This is a genomic window from Ralstonia chuxiongensis, from assembly GCF_024158925.1.
GTDB classification, from domain to species: Bacteria; Pseudomonadota; Gammaproteobacteria; order Burkholderiales; family Burkholderiaceae; genus Ralstonia; species Ralstonia chuxiongensis.
Map to the genome: position 1 here is coordinate 90,193 of NZ_JAMYWC010000008.1, position 24,261 is coordinate 114,453.

26 protein-coding genes are annotated in these 24,261 nt (G+C 63.7%); 20 read left to right on the forward strand and 6 right to left on the reverse strand.

The features are described from left to right. The first annotated feature begins 198 nt into the window (after nucleotides 1-198). The 18 genes from NKG59_RS23235 (at nucleotide 199) to tatC (ending at nucleotide 13,379) form a co-directional block, all read left to right on the forward strand. Nucleotides 199-1,164, forward strand: a complete 966-nt coding sequence (locus tag NKG59_RS23235; RefSeq protein ID WP_253541898.1) for an ABC transporter ATP-binding protein — start codon at nucleotides 199-201, stop codon at nucleotides 1,162-1,164. Then, nucleotides 1,161-1,949 (forward strand): ABC transporter permease, encoded by a 789-nt coding sequence (locus tag NKG59_RS23240; RefSeq protein WP_253541899.1) that lies wholly within the window; start codon nucleotides 1,161-1,163, stop codon nucleotides 1,947-1,949. The genes NKG59_RS23235 and NKG59_RS23240 overlap by 4 nt, the downstream gene beginning before the upstream one ends. 174 nt (nucleotides 1,950-2,123) lie before the next feature. After that, nucleotides 2,124-2,360, forward strand: a complete 237-nt coding sequence (locus NKG59_RS23245) for a BolA family protein (protein ID WP_024542178.1) — start codon at nucleotides 2,124-2,126, stop codon at nucleotides 2,358-2,360. 98 nt (nucleotides 2,361-2,458) lie between these two features. Continuing rightward, nucleotides 2,459-3,724, forward strand: coding sequence for a UDP-N-acetylglucosamine 1-carboxyvinyltransferase (gene murA / locus NKG59_RS23250; RefSeq protein WP_253541900.1), 1,266 nt, complete (start codon nucleotides 2,459-2,461; stop codon nucleotides 3,722-3,724). Between the two features lie 19 nt (nucleotides 3,725-3,743). Then, nucleotides 3,744-4,433 (forward strand): ATP phosphoribosyltransferase, encoded by a 690-nt coding sequence (hisG, locus tag NKG59_RS23255; RefSeq protein WP_009241938.1) that lies wholly within the window; start codon nucleotides 3,744-3,746, stop codon nucleotides 4,431-4,433. Next, a complete protein-coding gene (gene hisD / locus NKG59_RS23260) occupies nucleotides 4,430-5,758 on the forward strand; it encodes a histidinol dehydrogenase (RefSeq protein ID WP_253541901.1) in 1,329 nt (442 codons plus the stop codon). The genes hisG and hisD overlap by 4 nt, the downstream gene beginning before the upstream one ends. 16 nt (nucleotides 5,759-5,774) lie before the next feature. Further along, nucleotides 5,775-6,899 carry a histidinol-phosphate transaminase gene (gene hisC / locus NKG59_RS23265; protein WP_253541902.1) on the forward strand — a complete coding sequence of 375 codons (1,125 nt, stop codon included), beginning with the start codon at nucleotides 5,775-5,777 and terminating at the stop codon, nucleotides 6,897-6,899. After that, the gene (hisB, locus tag NKG59_RS23270; protein ID WP_045203046.1) at nucleotides 6,896-7,486 is read left to right on the forward strand and encodes an imidazoleglycerol-phosphate dehydratase HisB; all 591 of its coding nucleotides are present in this window, start codon (nucleotides 6,896-6,898) and stop codon (nucleotides 7,484-7,486) included. Before hisC ends, hisB begins: the two co-directional genes overlap by 4 nt. A 55-nt stretch (nucleotides 7,487-7,541) precedes the next feature. Beyond that, complete coding sequence (locus tag NKG59_RS23275) at nucleotides 7,542-8,165, forward strand: MarC family protein (protein ID WP_004634603.1); 624 nt, start codon at nucleotides 7,542-7,544, stop codon at nucleotides 8,163-8,165. A gap of 8 nt (nucleotides 8,166-8,173) precedes the next feature. Continuing rightward, a complete protein-coding gene (hisH, locus tag NKG59_RS23280) occupies nucleotides 8,174-8,827 on the forward strand; it encodes an imidazole glycerol phosphate synthase subunit HisH (RefSeq protein WP_045203047.1) in 654 nt (217 codons plus the stop codon). Nucleotides 8,828-8,903: 76 nt separating this feature from the next. Next, nucleotides 8,904-9,647: a 1-(5-phosphoribosyl)-5-[(5-phosphoribosylamino)methylideneamino]imidazole-4-carboxamide isomerase gene (hisA, locus tag NKG59_RS23285; RefSeq protein WP_045203048.1), complete on the forward strand. Its 744-nt coding sequence runs from the start codon at nucleotides 8,904-8,906 to the stop codon at nucleotides 9,645-9,647. Nucleotides 9,648-9,694: 47 nt separating this feature from the next. Further along, nucleotides 9,695-10,471, forward strand: coding sequence for an imidazole glycerol phosphate synthase subunit HisF (gene hisF / locus NKG59_RS23290; RefSeq protein ID WP_045203049.1), 777 nt, complete (start codon nucleotides 9,695-9,697; stop codon nucleotides 10,469-10,471). After that, complete coding sequence (hisI, locus tag NKG59_RS23295) at nucleotides 10,468-10,890, forward strand: phosphoribosyl-AMP cyclohydrolase (protein WP_253541903.1); 423 nt, start codon at nucleotides 10,468-10,470, stop codon at nucleotides 10,888-10,890. The genes hisF and hisI overlap by 4 nt, the downstream gene beginning before the upstream one ends. Then, nucleotides 10,883-11,257 (forward strand): phosphoribosyl-ATP diphosphatase, encoded by a 375-nt coding sequence (locus NKG59_RS23300; protein ID WP_024977831.1) that lies wholly within the window; start codon nucleotides 10,883-10,885, stop codon nucleotides 11,255-11,257. The genes hisI and NKG59_RS23300 overlap by 8 nt, the downstream gene beginning before the upstream one ends. Nucleotides 11,258-11,288: 31 nt before the next feature. Further along, nucleotides 11,289-11,663 carry a DUF4870 family protein gene (locus NKG59_RS23305; protein ID WP_092975887.1) on the forward strand — a complete coding sequence of 125 codons (375 nt, stop codon included), beginning with the start codon at nucleotides 11,289-11,291 and terminating at the stop codon, nucleotides 11,661-11,663. Nucleotides 11,664-11,725: 62 nt separating this feature from the next. Next, nucleotides 11,726-11,983: a Sec-independent protein translocase subunit TatA gene (tatA, locus tag NKG59_RS23310; RefSeq protein ID WP_253541904.1), complete on the forward strand. Its 258-nt coding sequence runs from the start codon at nucleotides 11,726-11,728 to the stop codon at nucleotides 11,981-11,983. Nucleotides 11,984-12,001: 18 nt separating this feature from the next. Beyond that, nucleotides 12,002-12,514 (forward strand): Sec-independent protein translocase protein TatB, encoded by a 513-nt coding sequence (gene tatB / locus NKG59_RS23315; RefSeq protein WP_045203051.1) that lies wholly within the window; start codon nucleotides 12,002-12,004, stop codon nucleotides 12,512-12,514. Nucleotides 12,515-12,575: 61 nt separating this feature from the next. Beyond that, on the forward strand, nucleotides 12,576-13,379 hold the full coding sequence (tatC, locus tag NKG59_RS23320) for a twin-arginine translocase subunit TatC (RefSeq protein ID WP_045203052.1): 804 nt from the start codon (nucleotides 12,576-12,578) through the stop codon (nucleotides 13,377-13,379). 85 nt (nucleotides 13,380-13,464) lie between these two features. Here tatC and NKG59_RS23325 read toward each other — a convergent pair whose 3' ends face one another. From NKG59_RS23325 to NKG59_RS23345, 5 genes are all read right to left on the reverse strand, one after another. Next, nucleotides 13,465-14,550, reverse strand: coding sequence for an ABC transporter ATP-binding protein (locus NKG59_RS23325; RefSeq protein ID WP_045203053.1), 1,086 nt, complete (start codon nucleotides 14,548-14,550; stop codon nucleotides 13,465-13,467). Further along, nucleotides 14,543-16,354 carry an ABC transporter permease gene (locus tag NKG59_RS23330; protein ID WP_253541906.1) on the reverse strand — a complete coding sequence of 604 codons (1,812 nt, stop codon included), beginning with the start codon at nucleotides 16,352-16,354 and terminating at the stop codon, nucleotides 14,543-14,545. Before NKG59_RS23330 ends, NKG59_RS23325 begins: the two co-directional genes overlap by 8 nt. A gap of 87 nt (nucleotides 16,355-16,441) precedes the next feature. Beyond that, nucleotides 16,442-17,548: an ABC transporter substrate-binding protein gene (locus tag NKG59_RS23335; RefSeq protein WP_045203055.1), complete on the reverse strand. Its 1,107-nt coding sequence runs from the start codon at nucleotides 17,546-17,548 to the stop codon at nucleotides 16,442-16,444. 122 nt (nucleotides 17,549-17,670) lie between these two features. Next, nucleotides 17,671-19,200, reverse strand: a complete 1,530-nt coding sequence (locus NKG59_RS23340; RefSeq protein WP_253541908.1) for a sensor histidine kinase — start codon at nucleotides 19,198-19,200, stop codon at nucleotides 17,671-17,673. Beyond that, nucleotides 19,197-19,898 (reverse strand): response regulator, encoded by a 702-nt coding sequence (locus NKG59_RS23345; protein WP_045203057.1) that lies wholly within the window; start codon nucleotides 19,896-19,898, stop codon nucleotides 19,197-19,199. The genes NKG59_RS23340 and NKG59_RS23345 overlap by 4 nt, the downstream gene beginning before the upstream one ends. A 120-nt stretch (nucleotides 19,899-20,018) precedes the next feature. Between NKG59_RS23345 and NKG59_RS23350 the strand changes: the two genes are divergently transcribed. Together NKG59_RS23350 and NKG59_RS23355 are read left to right on the forward strand one after the other, a co-directional pair. Further along, nucleotides 20,019-21,161, forward strand: a complete 1,143-nt coding sequence (locus tag NKG59_RS23350) for an ABC transporter substrate-binding protein (protein WP_253541910.1) — start codon at nucleotides 20,019-20,021, stop codon at nucleotides 21,159-21,161. A gap of 333 nt (nucleotides 21,162-21,494) precedes the next feature. Further along, nucleotides 21,495-22,601 (forward strand): porin, encoded by a 1,107-nt coding sequence (locus NKG59_RS23355; RefSeq protein ID WP_045203059.1) that lies wholly within the window; start codon nucleotides 21,495-21,497, stop codon nucleotides 22,599-22,601. Nucleotides 22,602-23,028: 427 nt separating this feature from the next. Here NKG59_RS23355 and NKG59_RS23360 read toward each other — a convergent pair whose 3' ends face one another. After that, entirely contained in the window at nucleotides 23,029-24,243 is a 1,215-nt protein-coding gene (locus NKG59_RS23360) for a Do family serine endopeptidase (protein WP_253541911.1), read from the reverse strand. Between the last annotated feature and the right edge of the window lie 18 nt (nucleotides 24,244-24,261).

Here is a 24,261-nt window from a genome sequence, read left to right on the forward strand (position 1 = left end):
TGCCGCGCTCCGGCCGAGGCGTCGCGCGCGCCTTGGCATTCGCGGTTTGGCGTCGTCAGCTGTGGCGACGTGAGTTGGTCCAGTTCCCCTATAATTCTGGGTTTGTCGCTCTGCCGCCGCCATGTGCGGCGTCCGCGGCCGTCATGATCTTGTCGATCCACGGTCTCGAGATGCGCAGAGTAGTTCACTTTGTCGGCCATGAAAGCCATCGAAATCGCTGACGTCCGCAAGCGCTACAAGTCGTTGCAAGCGCTCAAGGGCGTGAGCCTGTCTGTCGAGCAGGGCGAGTTTTTCGGCCTGCTGGGCCCCAACGGCGCGGGCAAGACCACGCTGATCTCCATCCTCGCGGGCCTGAATCGTGCCGATTCCGGCCACGTACGCGTGCTCGGTCACGACGTTGTTTCCGACTACCGCACGGCGCGCCGCAAGCTCGGCGTGGTCCCGCAGGAACTGGTGTTCGATCCGTTCTTCACGGTGCGCGAAACGCTGCGCCTGCAATCGGGCTACTTCGGCCTGACCAAGAACGACGACTGGATCGACGAGGTCATGGCCAACCTGGACCTCACCAGCAAGGCCGACGCCAACATGCGTGCGCTGTCGGGCGGCATGAAGCGCCGCGTGCTGGTGGCGCAGGCCCTGGTACACCGCCCGCCCGTGATCGTGCTGGACGAGCCGACCGCCGGCGTGGACGTCGAGTTGCGCCAGACGCTGTGGAAATTCATCTCGCGCCTGAACCGGGAAGGCCATACCGTCGTGCTGACCACGCACTACCTGGAAGAAGCCGAATCCCTGTGCGACCGCATCGCCATGCTCAAGTTTGGCGAAGTGGTGGCGCTCGATCGCACGGCGAATCTGCTCTCGCAATTTGCCGGACTGCAACTGGTGCTGAGCTTTGCGAGGGGAGCGCTGCCCGCGTCGCTGGAAGGCCTGCGCCTGCCGGGCAACCACGGCGAGCGCGGTGTGCGCCTGCGCCTGTCGGGCTATGGCGAGGTCGAACAGATTCTCGCCACGTGCCGCCTCGCCGGCTGCGAGATCGACGACATGGAAGTCGCCAAGGCTGATCTGGAAGATGTGTTCGTGCAGATCATGCGCCGCGAAGGTGGCTTGCCGGTCGGGCCTCAAACGCCCGCCATTCCCGATTCTGCGCTGGAGCCCGCCGCATGAACGCCATTCCTGAGAGCTTGCCGGGCCGTTGGGTCGGTTTCCGCACGCTGCTTTACAAGGAGGTGCTGCGCTTCTGGAAGGTGAGCTTCCAGACCGTGGCCGCGCCGGTGCTGACCGCGCTTCTGTATCTGCTGATCTTCGGGCACGTGCTGGAAGACCGCGTCAAGGTGTTCGACCAGGTGAGCTACACCGCTTTCCTGGTGCCCGGTCTGGTGATGATGAGTGTGCTGCAGAACGCATTCGCAAACAGTTCGTCGTCGCTCATCCAGTCGAAGATTACCGGCAACCTGGTGTTCATCATGCTGCCGCCGCTGTCGCACTGGGAGATGTTTGGTGCGTACGTGTGCGCGTCTGTGATTCGCGGTCTGGCCGTGGGTACGGGCGTGCTGATCGTGACGACCTTGTTTGCGCATCTGCACTTCGCGCAGCCGCTGTGGATCATCGTGTTTGCCGTGCTGGGCGCAAGCGTGCTGGGCACGCTGGGGCTCATCGCAGGCATCTGGGCTGAAAAATTCGACCAGCTTGCGGCGTTCCAGAACTTTCTGATCGTGCCGGCCACTTTCCTGGCGGGTGTGTTCTATTCGATTCATTCGCTGCCGCCGTTTTGGCAGGCGGTGTCCCACGCCAACCCGTTCTTCTACATGATCGACGGCTTCCGCTACGGCTTCTTCGGTGTGTCCGACGTGCCGGTGACGACGAGCCTCGGTGTGATGCTGATCGCGCTGGTCGTGGTGGGGGGAGTGGCCCTGCAGATGCTGCGCACGGGCTACAAGCTGCGCCATTGATGCGTCGATAAGAGACCGCTGAAAAATGATTCTGACGGCCCAGGGCCTCCTTGCCGTACTGCATGTGGCGGCTGCATCGGCCTTGAACCGTCTGAACCGCTTCGCTTCATTTTGCAGCGATCTCTAAAAACAACAACGACGCACCACCCTAACGTTTTTGGAGAAGGGAAGGCCATGTTGCCCACACCCGAACAAGTCAAGCAGTACATCGAAACCGGCCTGCCGTGCGAGCATCTCGAAGTCGAGGGCGACGGCCAGCATTTTTTTGCCACCATCGTCAGCGCGCAATTTGAAGGCAAGCGGTTGATCCAGCGTCACCAGCTCGTCTACGCAGCGCTGGGTGAGCGGATGCGCGCGGAAATCCACGCGCTTTCCATGAAGACGCTCACCCCGGCGGAGTGGCAGTCCTGATGGCCGAGCTTGATCCCACCCCGGTTACCGTTTCAACCGATTCCGACCTTGCGCTCGCCGAGCGCCCCTCTCAAAGTGATCGACGAGACGTCTCGCTCATGGACAAACTGCTGATCGAAGGCAATGGCCCGTTGTCGGGCGAAATCCGCGTGTCTGGCGCCAAGAACGCTGCGCTGCCCATCATGTGTGCCGCGCTGCTGACGGCCGAGCCGCTGGCGCTGACCAACGTGCCGAACCTGCAGGACGTGCGCACGATGCTCAAGCTTCTGCGCCAGATGGGCGTGGAAGGCGTGCTCGACGGTCACAACCTCACGCTCGACGCCGCGACCATCCACACGCCGGAAGCTTCGTACGACCTGGTGAAGACCATGCGTGCGTCGATCTTGGTGCTGGGCCCGCTGCTGGCGCGTTTCGGCCATGCGCGTGTGTCGCTGCCGGGCGGTTGCGGCATCGGCGCGCGTCCGGTCGATCAGCACATCAAGGGCCTGCAACTGATGGGCGCCGAGATCGTCATCGAGCACGGTTACATCGAAGCCAAGCTGCCTGAAGGCTCCAAGCGCCTGAGTGGCGCGCGCATCGTCACCGACATGGTGACGGTCACGGGCACCGAAAACCTGCTGATGGCCGCTGCGTTGGCAGACGGCGAAACCGTGCTGGAAAACGCCGCACGCGAGCCCGAGGTTACAGACCTGGCCAACTTGCTCGTGAAGATGGGCGCGCGCATCGAAGGCATCGGCACCGACCGCCTTGTGATCCAAGGTGTGGAAGCGCTGCACGGCGCCGCCCACACGGTGATTGCCGATCGTATCGAGGCTGGCACGTTCCTGTGCGCCGTGGCTGCGGCCGGCGGTGACGTGACGCTGCGCGGCGTGCTGCCAGGCATTTTGGATGCCGTGCTCGACAAGCTGCGCGAAGCCGGAGTGACGCTCACCACAGGCGACGATTGGATCCGTGTGCAGATGACAGGCCGCCCCAAGGCAGTGAGCTTCCGCACGTCGGAATACCCGGCGTTCCCGACCGACATGCAGGCGCAGTTCATGATGCTCAACGCCATTGCCGAAGGCTCTGCCACGGTGACGGAGACCATCTTCGAAAACCGCTTCATGCACGTGCAGGAACTGAACCGCCTGGGCGCCAATATCGTGATCGATGGCAAGACGGCGGTGGTGACGGGCGTCGAGCAATTGTCGGGTGCGACCGTCATGGCGACCGATCTGCGCGCCTCGGCCAGCCTCGTGATTGCCGGCTTGATCGCGCAGGGCGAGACCCTGGTCGACCGCATCTATCACCTCGACCGCGGCTACGACCGTATTGAAGACAAGCTGTCCGCTGTCGGCGCCAAGATCCGCCGCATTCAAGCGTAAGGTAAGGAACCCGCCGGCCATGAACGCATTCCAGTCCGCCTCCAACCAGCTCACGCTGGCGCTGTCCAAAGGGCGCATCTTTGAAGAGACGCTGCCGCTGCTGAAGGCCGCCGGCATCGAGGTGACCGAAGATCCGGAAACCTCACGCAAGCTGATTCTGCCGACGTCGGATCCGGCGCTGCGCGTGATCATCGTGCGCGCGTCCGACGTGCCGACCTACGTGCAATACGGTGCGGCGGACTTCGGCGTAGCCGGCCGCGACGTGCTGATGGAGCACGGCATGGCGGGCCTGTATGCGCCCATCGACCTGAACATCGCCCGCTGCCGCATGTCGGTGGCGGTGCCCAAGGGCTTCGATTACGCCAACGCGGTGCGCCAGGGTGCGCGCCTGTCGGTGGCGACGAAGTATCTGAATACCGCGCGCGAGCACTTCGCCAAGAAGGGCGTGCACGTCGACCTGATCAAGCTGTATGGTTCGATGGAGCTGGGCCCGCTGGTGGGCCTGGCTGACGCCATCGTCGACCTGGTCAGCACGGGCGGCACGCTGCGCGCGAACAACCTCGTCGAGGTGGAAGAGATCGTGCAGATATCTTCCCGACTGGTCGTCAACCAGGCTGCGCTGAAACTCAAGCGCGACCGGCTGGCGCCGATCCTCGACGCTTTCGAGCGCGCCTCCGCGACGGACGCGCGCGTTGGGGAAGCCGCATGAGCCTGACCATCCGTAAGCTGGATTCGGCTGAAGCCGGATTCGCGGCGCAACTGCGCCAGGTGCTCGCTTTCGAAGCGAGTGAAGACGAAGCCATTGATCGCGCCGCCGCGCAGATCCTGGCTGACGTGAAGGCGCGCGGCGACGCCGCCGTGCTGGAAGCCACGCGCCGCTTCGATCGTATCGAAGCCGACAGCGTGGCCGCCCTGGAACTGTCGCCCGCCACGCTGCAGGCTGCGCTCGATGGCCTGGAGCCCAAGCGCCGCGCGGCGCTGGAAGCTGCTGCTGCCCGCGTGCGCGCGTATCACGAGAAGCAGAAGATCGAGTGCGGCACGCACAGCTGGGAATACGCCGAAGCCGACGGCACGGTGCTCGGCCAGAAAGTGACGCCGCTCGATCGCGTGGGCATTTACGTGCCGGGCGGCAAGGCGGCATACCCGTCGTCGGTGCTGATGAACGCGATTCCGGCGCGCGTGGCCGGCGTCAAGGAAATCATCATGGTGGTGCCCACGCCCGGCGGCGTGCGCAATGAACTGGTGCTGGCTGCGGCTTGCATTGCCGGTGTGGACCGCGTGTTCACCATCGGCGGCGCGCAGGCCGTGGGTGCGCTCGCTTATGGCACCGACACCGTCCCCGCCGTCGACAAGATCGTCGGCCCGGGTAACGCCTATGTGGCCGCTGCCAAACGTCGCGTGTTCGGCACGGTCGGCATCGACATGATTGCCGGTCCGTCGGAAATCCTCGTCATCTGCGATGGCACGACCGATCCGGATTGGGTGGCGATGGACCTGTTCTCGCAAGCCGAGCACGACGAGCTGGCCCAGTCGATCCTGCTGTGCCCGAACGCCGAGTTCATCGCGCAGGTGGAAGCCAGCATCAACCGTCAGCTCGAAGACATGCCGCGCCGCAGCGTGATTGCCGAATCGCTGTCGGGCCGTGGCGCGCTCGTCAAAGTACGCGACATGGACGAGGCGTGCGACATCGCCAACGACATCGCTCCCGAACATCTGGAGATTTCGGCCGAGAACCCGCGCCAATGGGCCGAGCGCATCCGCCACGCGGGCGCGATCTTCCTTGGCAAGTACACCAGCGAATCGCTGGGCGATTACTGCGCGGGTCCGAACCACGTGTTGCCGACCTCGCGCACGGCGCGCTTCTCGTCGCCGCTGGGCGTGTACGACTTCATCAAGCGCTCCAGCCTGATCGAAGTGAGCGAAGCCGGTGCGCAGATGCTGGGCGAGATTGCTGCCGAGCTGGCCTACGGCGAAGGCTTGCAGGCGCATGCCCGCAGCGCTGAATATCGCCTGCAACGCCCCGCCTCCGAATAACACGCGCCGCACAACGATGACCGCCACCGCTCCGGCAAAAGCCTCTTTGGATGACCTGCTCGCCCGCATCGTGCGCGACGACGTTCGCGCCATGGGTGCGTACCACGTGCCCGACGCGACCGGCATGGTCAAGCTGGACGCGATGGAGAACCCGTATTCGCTGCCGGCGATGCTGCGCGACGCGTTGGGCAAGCGCTTGGCCGAAGTCGCGCTCAATCGCTACCCGGTGCCGACCGCCGACGCGCTCAAGGCGCAGCTCAAGCAGGTGATGCACGTGCCGGCCGGCGCCGAGGTACTGCTCGGCAACGGTTCGGACGAGATCATCAGCCTGATCGCCATTGCGGCGGCAAAGCCAGGCGCGACCGTGCTGGCGCCCGTGCCGGGTTTCGTAATGTACGCGATGTCGGCGCAGTTGCTGGGCCTGAAATTCGTCGGCGTGCCACTCAAGGCGGACCTGACGCTCGACCGTGAGGCCATGCTGGCCGCCATGGCCGAGCACCAGCCCGCCGTCATCTACCTGGCGTATCCGAATAACCCGACCGGCAACCTGTTCGACGCGGCCGACATGGACGCGATCATCCGCGCCGCTCGCGGCCCGGTGTGCCAGAGCCTGGTGGTGGTCGACGAGGCCTACCAGCCGTTTGCGCAACATAGCTGGATGCCGCGCCTGCGCGATTTCGATCACCTTCTGGTGATGCGCACGGTCTCGAAGCTGGGCCTGGCGGGCATCCGCCTTGGCTACGTGGCCGGCCACCCGAAGTGGATCGCCGAGCTGGACAAGGTGCGTCCGCCGTACAACGTGAATGTGCTGACCGAGGCGACTGCCCAGTTCATGCTCGAACACGTGGATGTACTGGATGCCCAGGCAGCGACCCTGCGCGCCGAGCGCACCAAGTTGATCGATGCGCTGTCGGCCCAACCGGGTGTGACGGTCTTCCCGAGCGCGGCAAATTTCATCCTGCTGCGCGTGCCCGATGCCGCCGCTTTGTTCGAGCGCCTGCTCAATCGGCGGATTCTGATTAAAAACGTCAGTAAAATGCACCCGTTGTTGGCCAACTGTCTGCGCGTGACGGTCAGCAATCCCGAAGAAAACGCGCAATTTATCGATGCCTTTGCCGCATCGATGCAGGAAGCCCCATGAGCCGCCGTGTCGAGGTCACTCGCAACACCTCTGAAACGCAGATCCGCGTCGCCCTTGATTTGGACGGCACGGGCAAGCAAACGCTGAACACCGGCGTCCCCTTCCTCGACCACATGCTCGACCAGATCGCCCGCCACGGCATGGTCGACCTGGACGTCTCGGCCACCGGCGACACCCATATCGACGATCATCACACCGTGGAAGACGTCGGCATCACGCTGGGCCAGGCCGTCGCCAAAGCCATCGGCGACAAGAAGGGCATCGTGCGCTACGGCCACAGCTACGTGCCGCTGGACGAAGCCCTGTCGCGCGTGGTTATCGATTTCTCCGGCCGTCCGGGCCTGGAGTTCCACGTGCCGTTCACGCGCGCGCGCGTCGGCAGCTTTGACGTGGACCTGTCCATCGAATTCTTCCGCGGGTTCGTCAATCATGCCGGCGTGACGCTGCATATCGACAACCTGCGCGGCGTCAACGCGCACCACCAGATCGAGACCGTGTTCAAGGCCTTTGGACGCGCGCTGCGCATGGCGGTGGAGATCGACCCGCGCGCTGCCGGCACGATTCCGTCGACCAAGGGCGCCCTGTAAATCACCGCGTCGGCCTGGCCGCGCCTACCCGACTCCCAAACCGGCCGCCGATCCGATGGATCTGACAAAAAGCTTTTTCTCGCTGCTCGCGCTGATCAACCCGATCGGGGCGATCCCGTTCTTCATCAGCCTGACCGAGAGCCAGACGGATGAAGAGAAGCGCCGCACCATCAAGGTCGCGTCGATTTCGGTGGCGATCGTGATTGGTCTGTCGGCGTTGCTCGGCGAGCAGATCATCAGCTTTTTCGGGTTCTCGGTTGGTTCGCTGCAGGTCGGCGGCGGGATCATCATGATCATGATCGCGCTGAACATGCTCAATGCGCAGACCAGCCGCACCAAGGCCACGCCCGAAGAAGAGGACGAGGCCGGTGCCAAGGCCAGCATTGCCGTTGTGCCGCTGGCGATTCCGCTGCTCACGGGCCCAGGCTCGATCAGCACGGTCATCGTCTATGCCGGCAAGACCAAGCATTGGTGGGACCTGTTTCTCCTGGCTGGGGTCGGTGTTGCGATCGCAGTCGTGGTCTGGATCGTGTTGCGCGCGGCCGAGCCGATCGCCCGTGTGATCGGTCGCACCGGCATCAACGTCGGCACACGGTTGATGGGCTTGATCCTGGCGGCGCTGGCCGTGGAATTCATTGTTGACGGGCTGAAAACCCTGTTGCCCGTACTTAGGGCCTAAGTTAAGTCATGACTAAGATCGCAATCGTCGATTACGGCATGGGCAATCTGCGCTCGGTAGCGCAAGCCTTGATGGCCGTTGCTCCAGAGGCCGATGTGCGCATCAGTGCGCAAGCGGATGAAATTCGTTCGGCCGACCGCGTGGTGCTGCCGGGGCAGGGCGCCATGCCCGATTGCATGGCCGCGTTCGACCAGTCCGGCTTGCGTGACGCTGTGCTGGAGGCATCGCGCAGCAAGCCGATGCTTGGCGTGTGCGTGGGCGAGCAGATGCTGCTCGAGCGCAGCGCCGAGGCGCGCCCGGGGCAGCAGTACACCGAAGGGTTGGGCCTCATCAAAGGCGATGTGGTCCGCTTTGACCTGGACGGCCAGTTGCAGCCGGACGGTTCACGGTACAAAGTGCCTCAGATGGGCTGGAACCGCGTGCACCAGAGTCGTGCCCACGCCCTATGGGAAGGTGTGGCGGATCAGAGCTACTTCTATTTCGTGCACAGCTACTACGCCCGGCCTGCCAACGCCGACGAATCGGTCGGAGAGACCGAATACGGCGTGCGGTTTACCTCCGCCATCGCCCGGGATAATATTTTTGCAACACAGTTTCACCCGGAAAAAAGTGCGCAAGCCGGCCTGCAGATCTACCGGAACTTCGTGCACTGGAATCCGTGACACCCGCCGTGGCGTCGCAATCGAATCCATTTTTCGCCCTTTTTAATCTTTTCCCCTCAACTCTGTCGTCACGCTTATGTTGCTCATCCCGGCCATCGACCTGAAGGACGGTCAGTGTGTGCGCCTCAAACAAGGCGATATGGATCAAGCCACCGTATTCTCGGAAGACCCTGCAGCCATGGCGCGGCATTGGGTCGAGCAGGGTGCGCGCCGCTTGCACCTTGTCGATCTGAATGGCGCTTTCGCGGGCAAGCCGCGTAACGAGGCGGCCGTCAAAGCCATCCTCGCCGAGGTGGGCGATGAGATTCCCGTGCAACTCGGCGGCGGCATCCGCGATCTGGGCACCATCGAGCGCTGGCTCGACGATGGTTTGTCGTACGTGATCATCGGCACGGCGGCGGTCAAGGATCCGGGCTTTCTGCGGGACGCATGCACGGCGTTCGGCGGCCACATCATCGTCGGGCTCGACGCCAAGGACGGCAAGGTGGCGACCGACGGCTGGAGCAAGCTCTCCGGCCACGAAGTCGTTGACCTCGCTAAGAAGTACGAAGACTACGGCGTCGAAGGCATCATCTACACAGACATCGGCCGCGACGGCATGCTGCAGGGCATCAACATCGATGCCACCGTCAAGCTGGCGCAGTCGGTGAAGATTCCGGTCATTGCCAGTGGCGGCCTGTCGAACCTGAAGGACATCGACCATCTTTGCGCGGTCGAAGAATATGGCGTGGAGGGCGTGATCTGTGGTCGCGCGATCTACTCCGGCGACCTGAACTTCAAGGAAGCGCAAGCCCTCGCGGACAAACTCGGCGCGGCCTGATCGTTGATCCAGCCGTGCACAACGGGCGCTCCGGCGCCCGACTCATCATGCTAGCCAAACGAATCATCCCCTGCCTGGACGTGACCAACGGCCGGGTGGTCAAGGGCGTCAACTTCGTCGAATTGCGCGACGCAGGCGACCCCGTCGAAATCGCACGCCGCTACGACGAGCAGGGCGCCGACGAAATCACCTTCCTCGACATCACGGCCACGTCGGACGGGCGTGACCTGATGCTGGGCATCATCGAAGCAGTCGCTTCGCAGGTGTTCATTCCGCTGACGGTGGGCGGCGGTGTGCGCGCGCTGGAAGATGTGCGCCGGCTGCTCAATGCCGGTGCGGACAAGATCAGCATGAACTCGTCGGCTGTGTCGAATCCGCAACTGGTTTCGGACGCCAGCGCCCGCCATGGCGCGCAGTGCATTGTCGTGGCCATTGACGCGAAGAAGGTGTCGGGCGAAGGCGAGGCGCCGCGCTGGGAGGTCTTTACGCACGGCGGCCGCAAAGGCACGGGCTTGGACGCCGTGGCGTGGGCACGTGAAATGGCGCAGCGTGGCGCCGGCGAAATCCTGCTCACCAGCATGGACCGGGACGGCACCAAGGCCGGCTTCGATCTGGAACTCACGCGCGCCGTGTCGGACGCAGTGCCGGTGCCGGTCATCGCCTCAGGTGGCGTCGGCAACCTGCAGCATCTGGCAGACGGCATCCAGCAAGGTCACGCCGATGCGGTGTTGGCCGCCAGCATCTTCCATTACGGCGAATACACCGTCGGCCAGGCCAAGCAATTCATGGCGGAGCATGGCATCCCAGTACGGATCGGACTATGAGCAAGAAGTGGCTGAACAAGGTCCACTGGGACGACAACGGCCTGGTGCCTGTGATCGTGCAGGAGCAGGGCAGCAATGATGTCCTGATGTTCGCCTTTATGAACCGCGAGGCGCTGCAGAAGACCGTGGAAACCGGCGAGGCCGTGTTCTGGTCGCGCTCGCGCAAGCGCTTGTGGCACAAGGGCGAGGAGTCCGGTCACATCCAGAAGGTGCACGAAATCCGTTTGGACTGCGACGAAGACGTAGTCTTGCTCCGCGTCACACAAATCGGTGGCATCGCCTGCCATACTGGGCGCCACGCGTGCTTTTTCCAGAAGTTCGAAGGCAATGTGGAGGACGGCGACTGGCACACCGTCGAGCCCGTGCTCAAGAGCCCCGACGACATCTACGCCGGCAAGCCCGGCCACAATCATGAGTGACACCCTGCGCCGCCTGGGCGAGGTGCTCGAATCCCGCAAGCTCGCCAACGGCGGCGACCCGGAAAAGAGCTACATCGCCCGCCTGTTCAACAAGGGCGACGATGCCATCCTCAAGAAGATCGGCGAAGAGGCCACCGAGACGGTCATGGCCGCCAAGGACGCCCGCGCCGCAGGCATGACCGACGAGGCGCGCAGCAAGGTCGTCTACGAAGTGGCCGACCTTTGGTTCCACACCATGGTGTTGCTGTCGCACTTCAACCTCACGCCGGACGACGTCGTCAGTGAACTGGCGCGCCGCGAAGGGCTTTCCGGTCTGGAAGAGAAGGCGCTGCGCAAGTCGCAGGCGCGCGACGCGGCGGGTGACTGACTACGGTGACGAATCGTCGCAGGGAGGCAGCGTGGACAAATACGGAGCGGCAATGGTGGTGACGGACGACGCGGAGCGCCTAGCCGGACTGCGTCGCCTGACGCATATTCTGTATGCGCTCTACGCCATTTTTTGGCTGACCGGCGGTATCACCGCATTGATTGCCATCATCGTCGGGTATGTTAAGCGCGACGATGTGCGGGGCACGCTGTATGAGTCGCACTTCCGTTGGCAAATCCGTTCGTTCTGGTGGTGCGTACTGTGGGGTGTGATCGGCGTGCTGCTCATTCCCGTGGCCTTCATCGGCTTTGCCGTCCTGTGGGCTCTGGGCATCTGGATGCTGTATCGTATTGTGAAAGGTTGGCTGTATCTGAATGACAGCAAACCGATGTACGCAAATCCGTAAAATCAACCAATGGCGCCGCCACCGTTGCGACGCCACCAGCCGTATTTACGTGGGAGTAGGACATGGGTTCCTTTAGCATTTGGCATTGGCTGATCGTGCTGGTCATCATCATGATGGTGTTCGGCACGAAGAAGCTGCGCAACATCGGTTCGGATCTGGGTAGCGCCGTGAAGGGCTTCAAGGACGGCATGCGCGAAGGGCAGGAAGACAAGCCCGCAGATTCGCAACAACCGCAACAGACCGCCGGCCAGCCGCCGCGCGAGCTGCACGATGCGACGACGATCGACGTCGAAGCGCGCGACAAGTCCAAGCAAGGCTGAACCGGCGCGCGCTGACCGATGATCGATCTCGGCATTTCCAAGCTGGCGCTGATTGGCATGGTGGCGCTCGTCGTCATCGGGCCGGAGCGTCTGCCCAAGGTGGCGCGCACCGCTGGCGCGTTGCTTGGCCGCGCACAGCGCTACATCGCCGACGTGAAGGCCGAGGTCAGCCGCGAAATCGAGCTTGAGGAGTTGCGCAAGATGCGCACCGACTTCGAGCAGGCCGCGCGCAATGTCGAGCAGACCATCCACCAGGAGGTCAGCAAGCACACGACCGAGATCAACGAACGCCTGAACGAGGCGCTTGGTGATCCCGCGCAAACGGCGACCTCCGCTCCAGACTGGCGCCCGGCACCGGGCAAGTCGCGCAATGGCCGCAACAGCTGGCGCAACAAGCAACTCTCGATGCCCAAGTGGTACCGCCAGAAGCAAGGCGTGCGCATGTGGGCGCAATCGGGTGCGGCACGCGTCAAGCGTCATCGTCCGCCCATCGTTGCCGCACAGTCGCGTGCGCGCTCCTTCTTCGAATGATTTTTCGGGCGCGGGCCGTTTCTGCGGTGCCGCGTCCTGACTTCCCTTTTTCCTACCCGACATGAGTGCCGCTCCGCTCGATCCGCAAGAGTCGCCCGAGGACGGCGCGCAGGAAACCTTCATTTCGCACTTGGTCGAGCTGCGCGAGCGCATCGTCAAGGCAGGTGCAGGCGTGCTGCTGGTCTTTCTGGGCCTGGTCTACTGGGCGCCGGATATCTTCAACCTGTTCTCGCGGCCGTTGATCCAGGCGTTGCCCAAGAACGGTCACATGATCGTGACTGACGTCACCGGCTCGTTCTTCGTGCCGATGAAGGTGACGCTGCTGGCCGCCTTCCTGATTGCACTGCCGTGGGTGCTGTACCAAATCTGGCGCTTTGTGGCGCCAGGGCTGTATACGCACGAGAAGCGGATGATCATGCCGCTGGTCGTGAGCACCTATGTGCTGTTCCTGTGCGGTGTGGCGTTTGCGTATTTCCTGGTCTTCCCAACGGTGTTCAAGGTGATGGCGCACTACAACGCGCCGCTGGGAGCCGAGATGTCGACCGACATCGACAAGTATTTGAGCTTTGCGATGACCACGTTTCTTGCCTTCGGCATCACCTTCGAGGTGCCGGTGGTGGTGATGGTGCTGGTGCGCTTTGGCATCGTGAGCCTGGATAAGCTGCGGCAGGCGCGGCCATACGTGGTCGTGGGGGCGTTCGTGATTGCCGCGGTCGTAACACCTCCGGATGTGATGTCGCAGCTACTGTTGGCCGTGCCGCTGTGGTTGCTGTACGAGCTGGGGCTGATCTTGGCGGCAATTTTCCTGCGTCAGGCCACGGCTGCGGAGAACAATCCTGAGCACTTGCCGGTGGTGAAGGACTGACTCGCCGACCCAGCGTCAGCCAAAGAAAAAGGCAGCCGAGGCTGCCTTTTTTGTTGCCGATGAATCCGCAGTTGCTGCTGTTGCCTCAAGCCGCGTACAGCCAGAACTGTTCGCGCGGGAAGGTCAGTGCGTACTTGCCGTCGCTCGGGGCGCTGGCGGAGTAGGCGCGCAGCCCTGTGCCGGTCGCGCCGCTGTCGTCGGTGGCGCGGAACAGGCATTCCCAGCGATCGCCCAGATACATGCGTGTTGCGAGCGGCAGGTGGATGGTGTTGTCGGCGTTGTCGACACCCACGCGCACCTGCTCGAGGCGGATCACGCCGTGCGCTGATGCACCGGGCTTCAAATCACCGCGCGCCACACCCCACAGCGACCAGCCGCCAGTCTCGTCCACCAAGCGGGCCATGCCGTCACGCACTTCGGCGATCTTGCCGTTGATGCGGTTGTTGCTGCCCATGAACTCGGCGGTGAAGAGTGTTTCGGGCGCGCCGTACATCTGCTCGGGCGTGCCTTGCTGTTCGATCACGCCATTGTTCAGCAGCAGGATGCGATCGGACATGGCCATCGCTTCGCTCTGGTCGTGCGTGACCATCAGGGCCGAAAGGCCCAGGCGCACGATCAGCTCGCGCAGGAAGGCGCGGGCTTCTTCGCGCAGCTTGGCGTCGAGGTTCGAGAGCGGCTCGTCGAGCAGGATCACGGGCGGGTTGTAGACCAGCGCGCGGGCGATGGCCACGCGCTGCTGCTGGCCGCCGGAGAGCTGGCTCGGGAAACGCTCGCCCAGATGGCCGAGGCCCAGTTGCTGCAGCACCGCTTGCACGCGTTCCTTGATCTGCGCGGCAGGCGTCTTGCGCAGCTTGAGCGGGTAGGCGACGTTCTCGGACACGGTCTTGTGCGGCCACAGCGCGTACGACTGGAACACCAGGCCCAGGTTGCGCCCTTCGGCCGGCACGTCGAGCTTCTTGGCGCCGTCGAACATGACCCGATCGCCGATCTGGACAGTGCCCTGGCTCGCTTGCTCGAGGCCGGCGACAGCACGCAGCAACGTGGTCTTGCCCGAACCCGACGGGCCCAGCAGCGAGACGACCTCGCCCTTCTGCAGCTGCATCGAGACACCCTTGAGAACCGGGTTGTTGCCGTATTGCAGGTGCAGGTCGTTGACAGTGAGTTCAATCATGGAGCTTCACTCCGAAACGCAGTGCGATGCCGAGGCCGACGGCCACCAGCACGATATTGACGAAGGACAGCGCGGCAACGATATCGATGGCGCCGCCCGCCCACAGGGAAACCAGCATCGAGCCGATCGTCTCGGTGCCCGGCGACAGCAGGTACACGCCGGTCGAATACTCGCGCTCGAAAATCAGGAAGATCAGCAGCCAAGCGCCCAGCAGGCCGTAGCGCGTGAGCGGCACGGTCACGTCGCGCGTGGTGCGGGCACGGGTGGCGCCCACCGAGCGCGCGGCTTCTTCCAGCTCCGGACCGACTTGCAGCAGCGCGGCCGAGATCAAGCGCAGGCCATAGGCCAGCCACACCACCGTGTAGGCGATCCACACGCTGAAGATCGTGCTGCGCAGGTCGCGCAGGCTCGGCACGATGTTCTCGATGATCCAGTTGGCGAATGGCAGGCCGCTGTCGGTCAGGCCGGTCTCGATCCAGTTCGGCACGAACAGAAACACCCACAGGAAGGCCAGGCCAGCCAGTAGACCCGGAATGGCACGAGGCACCAGCACGCTGTAATCGAGGAAGCGCGTCCAGCCATCCGGCTTGCGGTGCATGGCCAGGCCGATGCATGTGTAGCAGCCCACCGCCAGCGCGCCGCCGATCACGCCGATCAGTACCGTGTTGACCATCGCACGCAGGAACTGCGGCTGCTCGAAGATCTGCTGGAACGCCGTGGTCGAGAATGCCTCGACCAGCGACACGCCTTCACCCCAGTTCGACACGAAGGCGCGCAGCGCGATACCCGAGAGCGGCACCACCACCGTTACGAAAAACCACAGAACCACCACCGCCCACGCCGGCCAGCGCCAGTTGCCCAGCGGCAGCGGACGGCTGCGCGTGACCTTGCCCTTGACCGTGACAAAGCGGTTGGCCGACTTCAGCATGTAGCGTTGCAGCAGCACGAGCGGGAACGTCACCATCACGAGGCAGACCGCCACGGCCGCCATCAGGTGATACGCCGGCGTGCCGAGCTTGTTCGTCAGCTTGTACAGATACGTCGCCAGCACGAGGTGGCCTTCCGGATCGCCCAGCACGAGCACCAGGCCGAACACCTCGAAGCCCAGGAACGTCACCAGCACGGCGGCGTACAGCAGGGCAGGGCGCACCATCGGCAGGCTCACGTTGAGCGCCACCGACAGCGGCGATGCCCCCGCGATACGGGCGGCTTCTTCCACGTCAGAACCGAGGCTGCGCAGCGCCGACGAGACATACAGATACACGTGAGGCACGTGCGTCAGGCCGGCAATGATGATGATGCTTGTGAACGAATACACGTTCCACGGTGCACCGCCAAACAGGTTCTTGAACCACACGGTGTAGAAGCCCACGGGGCCGGCGGAGACCACGTAGCCAAACGCCAGCACCATCGGCGAGACGAACACCGGAATCATCAGCAGCGGTTCGAGAACGCGTCGGCCGGGCAAGTCCGAGCGCACCATCAGGAACGCCAGGATGCCGCCCAGCGGTACCGAGATCACCGCCAGGCCGAAAGCGAGCGCCGTGGATTTCTCAAAGGCCTGCCAGAAATCCGAATCCGTAAAGATGAAGCGATACGCATCCAGCCCCGCCAGCGCGTCGGGCATGAAGAACGGCGCGGACAGAAAGCTCTGGTAGAAGATCAGCGCCAGCGGCGTGAAAATCGCCAGCGCGGTAAGCAGAATGACCACGCCGCGCGGCAAAGCCTGTCCCACACGCGTCCAGGGCGAGCGCTTGAGGGTGACTTGGCGAGCGGCGGCACGGTCTTGCGCTAGAGAACGCATGGTGCCTCCAGGAGGAACCGGCGCCAGATACGGATGGCGCCGGCGGGTCGGTCAGATGAGAGGGGTGCCGGTGATCAGCGGATCAGATCAACGGCCGGCGGCGGTGCGCCATTGCTTGATGAAGTCCAGACGCTTCTTGGGTTCCAGGAAGGCCAGGATCGATTCGTCAACCGGAATCGGCTTGATGCTGTTGCCGAGAATCTTCTTCAGGCCGGCGGCGGTGGCTTCGCCCGTCACGTCTTCACGCAGCGAGTGCAGATCCGACTTGTTGGCGAGGATTTCCTGGCCGCGCTTGGACAGAATGTAGTCCAGCCACAGCTTGGCCGCGTTCGGGTTCTTCGCCTTCTTGGCGATCATCGCCACGCGCGACACCACCAGCGTGTAGTCCTTCGGATAGACGATGCCGATCGACGGATCCTTCTTGGCGCGTGCAATCGCGTACGAACCGAGGATGTTGTACGCCACCAGGTTTTCACCCGAGGCCACGCGCTCCATCATCGTGCCGGTGGAGGACTGCAGCACGAGGTTCGGGCCCACCGCCTTGACGAAGTCGAAGTACTGCGGCGAATCCAGATTGTCTTGCGCGGCCATCATGAAGCCCACGGCAGACTTCTCGATGTCGTACGTCGTGACCTTGTTCTTGAAGCGCTCGGGTTGGCTGGCGACCAGCTTGGCGAAATCGGCGTGCGTTTGCGGCACTTCCGAATCCTTGATCAGGCGCTTGTTGTACAGGAACACGGCCGGCTCATACGTCGTGCCGTATGCGATGCCCTTGTGGACCGCCCACTTCGGGAGGTTCGGCACTTCGGGCGAGTCGTACTTCATCGCGTAGGTCTGCGCGAGCTTGAGCTGCGAGTCCATCGACGAATTCCACATCATGTCAGCCGAGGCGCCGCCGGCTGCCTGCTCGCTGATGAAGCGGTTGTACAGCTCGCTGCTGTTCATGTCGTTGTACTCGACCTTCACACCCGGGTAGAGCGACTCGAAATCCTTGATCAGCGGATCTGCAGCCTTGGTGTCGGTCGTCGCATACACCACCACCTTGCCTTCCTTCTTGGCGGCGGCAATGGTATCGGCATAGCTGGCGGGGTAGCCGGCCGGGACTTGTGCGAAGGCGGCGGCGCTGAGGGTCAGGGCGGTTGCTGCAATCGAAGCGAGAGCGGCGTGCGCAGGCGTAAAGCGTCCACGAAGCATGAGTTTGTCTCCTGTTTGCTTGTGATGGCGTGAGGCCGGCTACTTATGGCTTGTTGCTCGTAGCTCGGACGGATGGCCCCAGGTGCGGCGGATTATAGAAATCGCGCGCTTTCGCCACGCTTTCATTGCGGCTGCTGCATCGCAGCATGTTCAAAGGGGGCGGCCGCAGTCGCCAGCGGCACGCGAATCCGCGCCGATAAACCGACGCCACCGTGCTCGTTCGGCTCGCCGTCGGCCAGCTCGATTTGCCCGCCGCTACGCGCAGCATAGGCACGTGCGATTGCCAGACCGAGGCCCGAACCTTCGGCGGCGTAGCGGGCGTCTTTAGGCGCGACTTTGGGTTTACCCGAGCGACTTCCGCCCTCGTGCGCACGGCGGAAGCGCTGGAACGCGTGTGCGCGCTCGTCGGCGTTCATGCCGGGCCCGGTGTCGTCTACGCAGACCAGTGCGGCATCGCCTTCGGCCATGGCGCGTACGGTGATGCGTCCGCCCGCCGGCGTGTAGCGGATGGCGTTGTGCACGAGGTTGGAGAGCGCCTCGCGCAGGAAGGCCGGATAGCCGATGACGGGCAGCGCCATGGCGAGGCCGCCGTCATCCCACCCGAGGTCTTGCTGCTTTTCGCGCGCCAGCGGCAGTGCGTCTACCACCACGTCGCGCGCCAATTCACCAAAGTCAAAGATTTCGGCCGGCGCATCCTGTCCGGCATGTCGTGCGCGGGCGAGGGCGAGCAATTGCGTTGTCAGCCGATTCGTCGACTGCAGGCGCGCGATGATGGCGGACAGGCTTTCGCGCACGCGCGCCGGGTCGGTTTCGCGCAGCGCGTATTCGGCCTGCGTGAGCAGCACGGCCAGCGGCGTGCGCAACTGGTGCGACGCATCGGCAAGGAACTGGCTTTGCGCCTCTGCAAGTTCGGCGTAGCGATGAATGTGGTGATTGATCGCGTCGACCAGCGGGCGCACTTCGGCAGGCACGTCCGTGGCGTCGAGCGGACGCAGGTCATCCGACGCCCGCACGCCGATGCTGCGCGCCAGGCGATTGAGTGGGCGCAGCGCGACGGTCACGCCGAGCCACAACAGCGCGGCGCTGACCGCCACCAGCGCCGCATCGCGCAGCAGCGTACCGCGCCACACCGCCTGTTGCAGCGCGCGTCGCGTCTCGATGGTTTCCGCCACCTGAATGACGATGCGTGCCGGCAGCCCCGGCTGGTAGAGCGGCTTGGCCACGGCGGCCACGCGTACGGGCTCGTCGTGGTACACCGCGTCGTAGAAGAGCGGGGTGTCGTTTTCCAGCCGCGTGACGGGCAGCGGCAGATCGTCGTAGCCGGTCAGCGCGGCTTCAGGCGCCTTGCCGGGCAGGGACTCGAAAGCGACGCGGTAATAAACATTGCTCTGCGCGGTCGATTCGAACATCGACAGCGCCACATACGGCACGTTGACCTGGACCTGCCCGCGCTCGATCGTCACGCCGTTCTCGATGGCGCGCACCGAGCCGAGCAGGGCGCGGTCGTACGCGCGATCGGTCGCGCTACGCAGTGCCTGGTACGCGGAGACGATGTCGATGGCCAGCACACCCACCAGCCCCGGCAGCAGCAACCAGAGCAGCGTGAGTTTCAGGCTGCGCGGCAGCCGAAGCCAGGCGAGCCGCTGCATCATGCGCTGCTATCGCCGGCGGCAGGCGTTTCACCATCGCCGGCTTCGAGCATGTAGCCCAGCCCGCGTACGGTGACGATCTGCACGCCCGTGCCCGCCAGCTTTTTGCGCAGGCGGTGCACGACCACCTCCACTGCATCGGGGCTGGAATCGCTGTCCAGGTTGAAGACCTTGTCGAACAGATGCACCTTGCTGATCGGCTGGCCGGTCTTGTGCAACAGCGCCGACAGCGCGGCGTGCTCACGCGGCGTGAGCGACAGCGGCTCGCCGGACAGCAGGAATGCCTTGCGTCCGGTGTCGAACTCCAGCGGCCCGCAACGCAGACGCGGGAACGCCCGGCCGCGGCTGCGGCGGATGAGCGCCATCAACCGCGCTTCCAGCTCGGACAACGCGAACGGCTTGGTGAGGAAATCGTCCGCGCCGGCATTGAGGCCGCGCACGCGCTCGTCCAGCGCGCCCTGCGCGGTGAGGATCAACACCGGCGTGCGGTCGTCGCGCGCGCGCATGTCGGCCAGCACGGCAAAGCCATCCTTACGCGGCAAGCGCAGGTCCAGCACCACCGCGTCAAATTCTCCAGAGCCGAGGAAGGCTTCCGCGATGACGCCATCGGCCGCGCGCTCGATCACGAAGCCGCTTTGCGCCAGTGCGCGCGCCAGCCATGCGGCCAATTCTTCCTCGTCCTCCACCAGCAAAATCCGCATCGGGTGTCTCTCAATATCGTTCTGGCTACTTTTTCATGATAATGCGTGGCGCCCTGATCTCGGCCACATCGCCGATCACACCGTCCACCTGATGCGCAGCACAGTTGCGCTTCAACAGGCATGTCGTCCATCCTCAATTCCCGTCGCCGTTGGCTATGTCAGACCGCCGCCTTGCTGGCTGCAAGCGGCGTCGTCGCGCGCGGGGCGCAGGCGCAGTGGCTGGCCCGTCCGGCGCCGGAGCTGCCGTCGTACTACCCGCGCGATTACGGCGCGATGATCGACGCCGCGCGTCGCGAAGGCCGTGTCACGGTGTATTCCACGACGGATTTCTCCGCCGCGTACCCGCTTATCCGCGCCTTCGAAACGCGCTACCCCGGCATCACCGTCGACTACCGCGAGCAAAACAGCGACGACATTTACCGGCGTTTCCTCGCTGAATTCGCCGCCAAGTCGCCGGGCGCCGACGTGGTCTGGAGTTCGGCCATGCCCGAGCAGTTCAAGCTGGTGAACGACGGCCACGCACTCTCGTACGCATCGCCCGAACGGCCGTACCTGCCGTCATGGGCCATCTGGAAGAACGAGGCGTACGGCACGAGCTACGAGCCGGTCGTCTTCGTCTACAACACGCGCCAGTTGCCGGCGGAGTTGATCCCTTCCACCCACGCCGACTTCGCCCGCATTCTGAATGGCCATCGTGACTTGCTGCGCGGCCGCGTCGCCTCGTACGACATCGAGCACTCCGGCTCTGCCTTCCTCTTCGCCGCCGAAGACGCGCGCACCACGCCGGTGTTCTGGGATGTTGCCAAGGCATTGGGTGGCGTCAACGTCAATCTGTACATCACCACGGCCGCGATGCTGGAGCGCGTCGCTTCCGGCGAAAGCCTGCTCGCGTACAACGTGATCGGCTCATACGCCGCGCGCTACGCCGATCGCAACCCGGCGCTCGCCATCAAGATGCCCACCGACTACACGCTGGTGGCTACGCGCGTCGCCTTCATCGCGCGGCGTGCTGCCCGCCCGAACGCTGCGCGCCTCTGGCTCGACTTCATGCTTTCGCGTGATGGTCAGAGCGTGATGGCAGACCGCGCATTCCTGTTTTCGCTGCGCCAGGACGTCGAGACCGGGCTCACTGCCAAGCGCCTGCTCGCCGAACTTGGAAATACGCACCGGCCCATTCCCGTCGGCCCGGGTTTACTCGCCCATCAAGATCAGCTCCGTCGTGTCGATTTCCTAAAGCGATGGCACGCAGCACTCGGTCGATAAAAAGAGAATAAGCGATCACTTTTGCTGTAACGTGGTGCGAAGGCGACAATCCAGAACCGTCACAGACTCCCCAAATTTGTTGGGTGGGGAGAGGGTGACAATCGCCCGCCAACCCCAGTGCCACCGCGCAAAAAGCGGGTCGCGCCCCCCTCTTAACGGGGTCTGGCGCGTGTTGCCCATGAGCAACAACTTGGCCGCAAATCGCGGCCCAGAGCCAGAAAGGGTTTCCGGAATCAGTCAACGCTGGCACATAATGCGGTCAGACGTGAGGTATCTGCGTCGTCCATAAGGACAGTCAAGATTTCCCAATCAGTTGACAAGGAAAGTGTCGATATGAAGATGAAACTGTTTGCAGCTGCTGTTGCAGCTCTGGCCGCCGGTGGCGCCTATGCACAATCCTCCGTGACCCTGTACGGCGTGGTCGACGCTGGTCTGACCTACGCAAACAAGGTTCCGGGCGCAACCGCTGGTTCGAGCGGCTCGCGTTTTGGCCTGGATTCGGGCGGCCTGTCGGGCTCGCGTTGGGGCCTGCGTGGCGTTGAAGACCTGGGCGGTGGCCTGAAGGGTATCTTCAACCTGGAAAGCGGCTTCAACCTGGACACGGGTACGTCGGCTCAAGGTGGCCGTCTGTTCGGTCGTAACGCTTACGTCGGTCTGCAAGGCCAGTGGGGTCAACTGACCCTGGGTCGTCAGCAAAACCTGCTGTATGACTTCTCGCTGATGTATGACCCGATGGCAATCGCCACGCGTTACTCGCTGGCCTCGCAAGACGCGTTCTTCGCTGGTCGTGCTGACAACGCCGTCAAGTACGTGGGCACGTTCGGTGGCCTGAGCGTCTCCGGTCTGTACTCGTTCAACTACAACGGCAACGAAGTGGCTGGCAGCAACAAGACCGGCCGCGAGTGGAGCCTGGGTGCTAACTACGCTGGCGGCCCGCTGGGTATCGGCGCAGTGTACGACCAGACCAACTCGACGACCGTTGGTAGCGACAACCGCGAACAACGCGCCACGATCGCTGGCACGTACGCTTTCGGCCCGGCCAAGCTGTACGCTGGCTACCGTTGGTACAAGGCTAACTACGCAACTGTTGCTGGCAACGGCAACCTGCGTTCGAACCTGTACTGGGCTGGCCTGGGTTACCAAGCTACTCCGGCTCTGTCGCTGACGGGTACGGCTTACTACCAACAGTTCAAGAACAGCGGTACGGGCAACCCGTGGCTGTTCGTGGTCGGTACCGACTACGCTCTGTCGAAGCGCACCGACGCCTACTTCAACGTGGCCTATGCTAAGAACAGCGGCGGCTCGGGTCTGGGCGTGATGGGTCTGAACGACACTGGCTACGCTGGCACGACGCTGACGGGCGGCAACCAAGTGTTCTCGGGCCCGAACAACAGCAACAACCAGTTCGGCGCTACCGTCGGCCTGCGTCACAAGTTCTAATTTGACGCGCTCGTAAGGGCGCATCGAATTAAACGGTTAAACGCCGATTCCGAAAGGGATCGGCGTTTTTCTTTGTGCGAACGATCCGTAGCGTGCCTCCATGCTCGAAACGCTGCCGAGGATGGCTCGGCTTGATGTGCAAGCTTCGGTTGATGATGCGAGTGCAGGCGAAGCGAGCGGGAAGTCGTCTCGCTTGCTGTCTTGTGGCGGCATACACCCGGGTGCGCCGACGCCGCCCCCAGCAGAGCGTGACGCAGGCAGTTCGCAGCGATGTCGCGCACCTCTGTTGGTCTGATCGCTTGTTGAGCGGGCGTGGCCGCATCAAGGTGGCCCACCGCCTCAACGTGTTGGCTTGATGGCCAAGCGTGCGCGCATAAAAAAACGGCGGCACATCTGGCCGCCGTTTGTGTGTTCCGAAACCTGCCGCTTACTGTTGTTCTTCGTCGTCCTGCGAGGGCATCGGTACGTTGCGACGCGTCGGCGGCGGACGCTTGCCGACGACGATAGTCAGTTCCACCGCCTTGCCTTTGCGCGACACCGTTACTTTGGCTTCCGCGCCGGGTTGCAGCTGAGCGATGCTGTTGAGCAGCGCCGTCGTATCCAGGATCGGCTCACCGTTGACGCTGGTGAGGATGTCTCCCGGGCGCAGGCCCGCCTTGTCGGCGGGGCCACCTTGCACCACGGCGGCAATCAGCGCGCCATCCTTGCGGGACAAGCCAAACGACTCGGCAATTTCCGGCGTCACATCCTGCGGCTCAACGCCGATCCAGCCGCGCACCACGCTACCGGTCGAGATGATCGATTCCATCACCTGCTTGGCCAGCGACACCGGAATCGCAAAGCCAATGCCCAGCGAGCCACCCGAGCGCGAGTAGATCGCTGTGTTGATCCCGAGGAGGTTGCCGTCGGCATCGACCAGCGCGCCACCCGAATTGCCTGGGTTGATCGCAGCGTCGGTCTGGATAAAGTTTTCGAAGGTGTTGATGCCCAGGTGGCTGCGGCCCAGGGCGGAGACAATGCCCATCGTCACTGTCTGGCCCACGCCGAACGGGTTGCCGATTGCAAGCACCACGTCACCAACGCGCACATTCTCCAGCCGGCCCAGCGTGATGGCGGGCAGATTCGGCAGGTTGATCTTGAGGACGGCCAAATCGGTTTCGGGATCGGAGCCGACCACCTTGGCGTTGGCTTTGCGGCCGTCGGTCAGGGCGACTTCAATCTCGTCGGCGCCGTCCACCACGTGGTGGTTCGTTAGAATGTAGCCTTCCGAGCTGACGATCACGCCCGAGCCAAGACTGGCCGTGGGTTCCTGGCGTTGTTCCGGGGCGCGGTCTCCGAAGAAGAAGCGAAACCACGGATCTGCGCTGGCCTGCGGGTTATTGCCGCGCTTCGGCGCGTTCTTGCTGCTGAAGATGTTGACCACCGCAGGCATGGCGACCTTGGCGGCCTCCGCGTAGGAGTTGCTTGAGGTGCCGCCGTGGCCGAGCGGAGCGACTTCCTTAAGCGCGACGATGGGCGAGCCGGATTGCACTGCGACCTTGCCGCGCTGCAGCCAATCAGGCTTGAGCGTGGCGATCACAAACCAGACGGCCAGGACGACCGTGACGGCTTGCGCAAAAAACAGCCAAAAGCGGCGCAACATAGAGCGAAATTGAGTCCA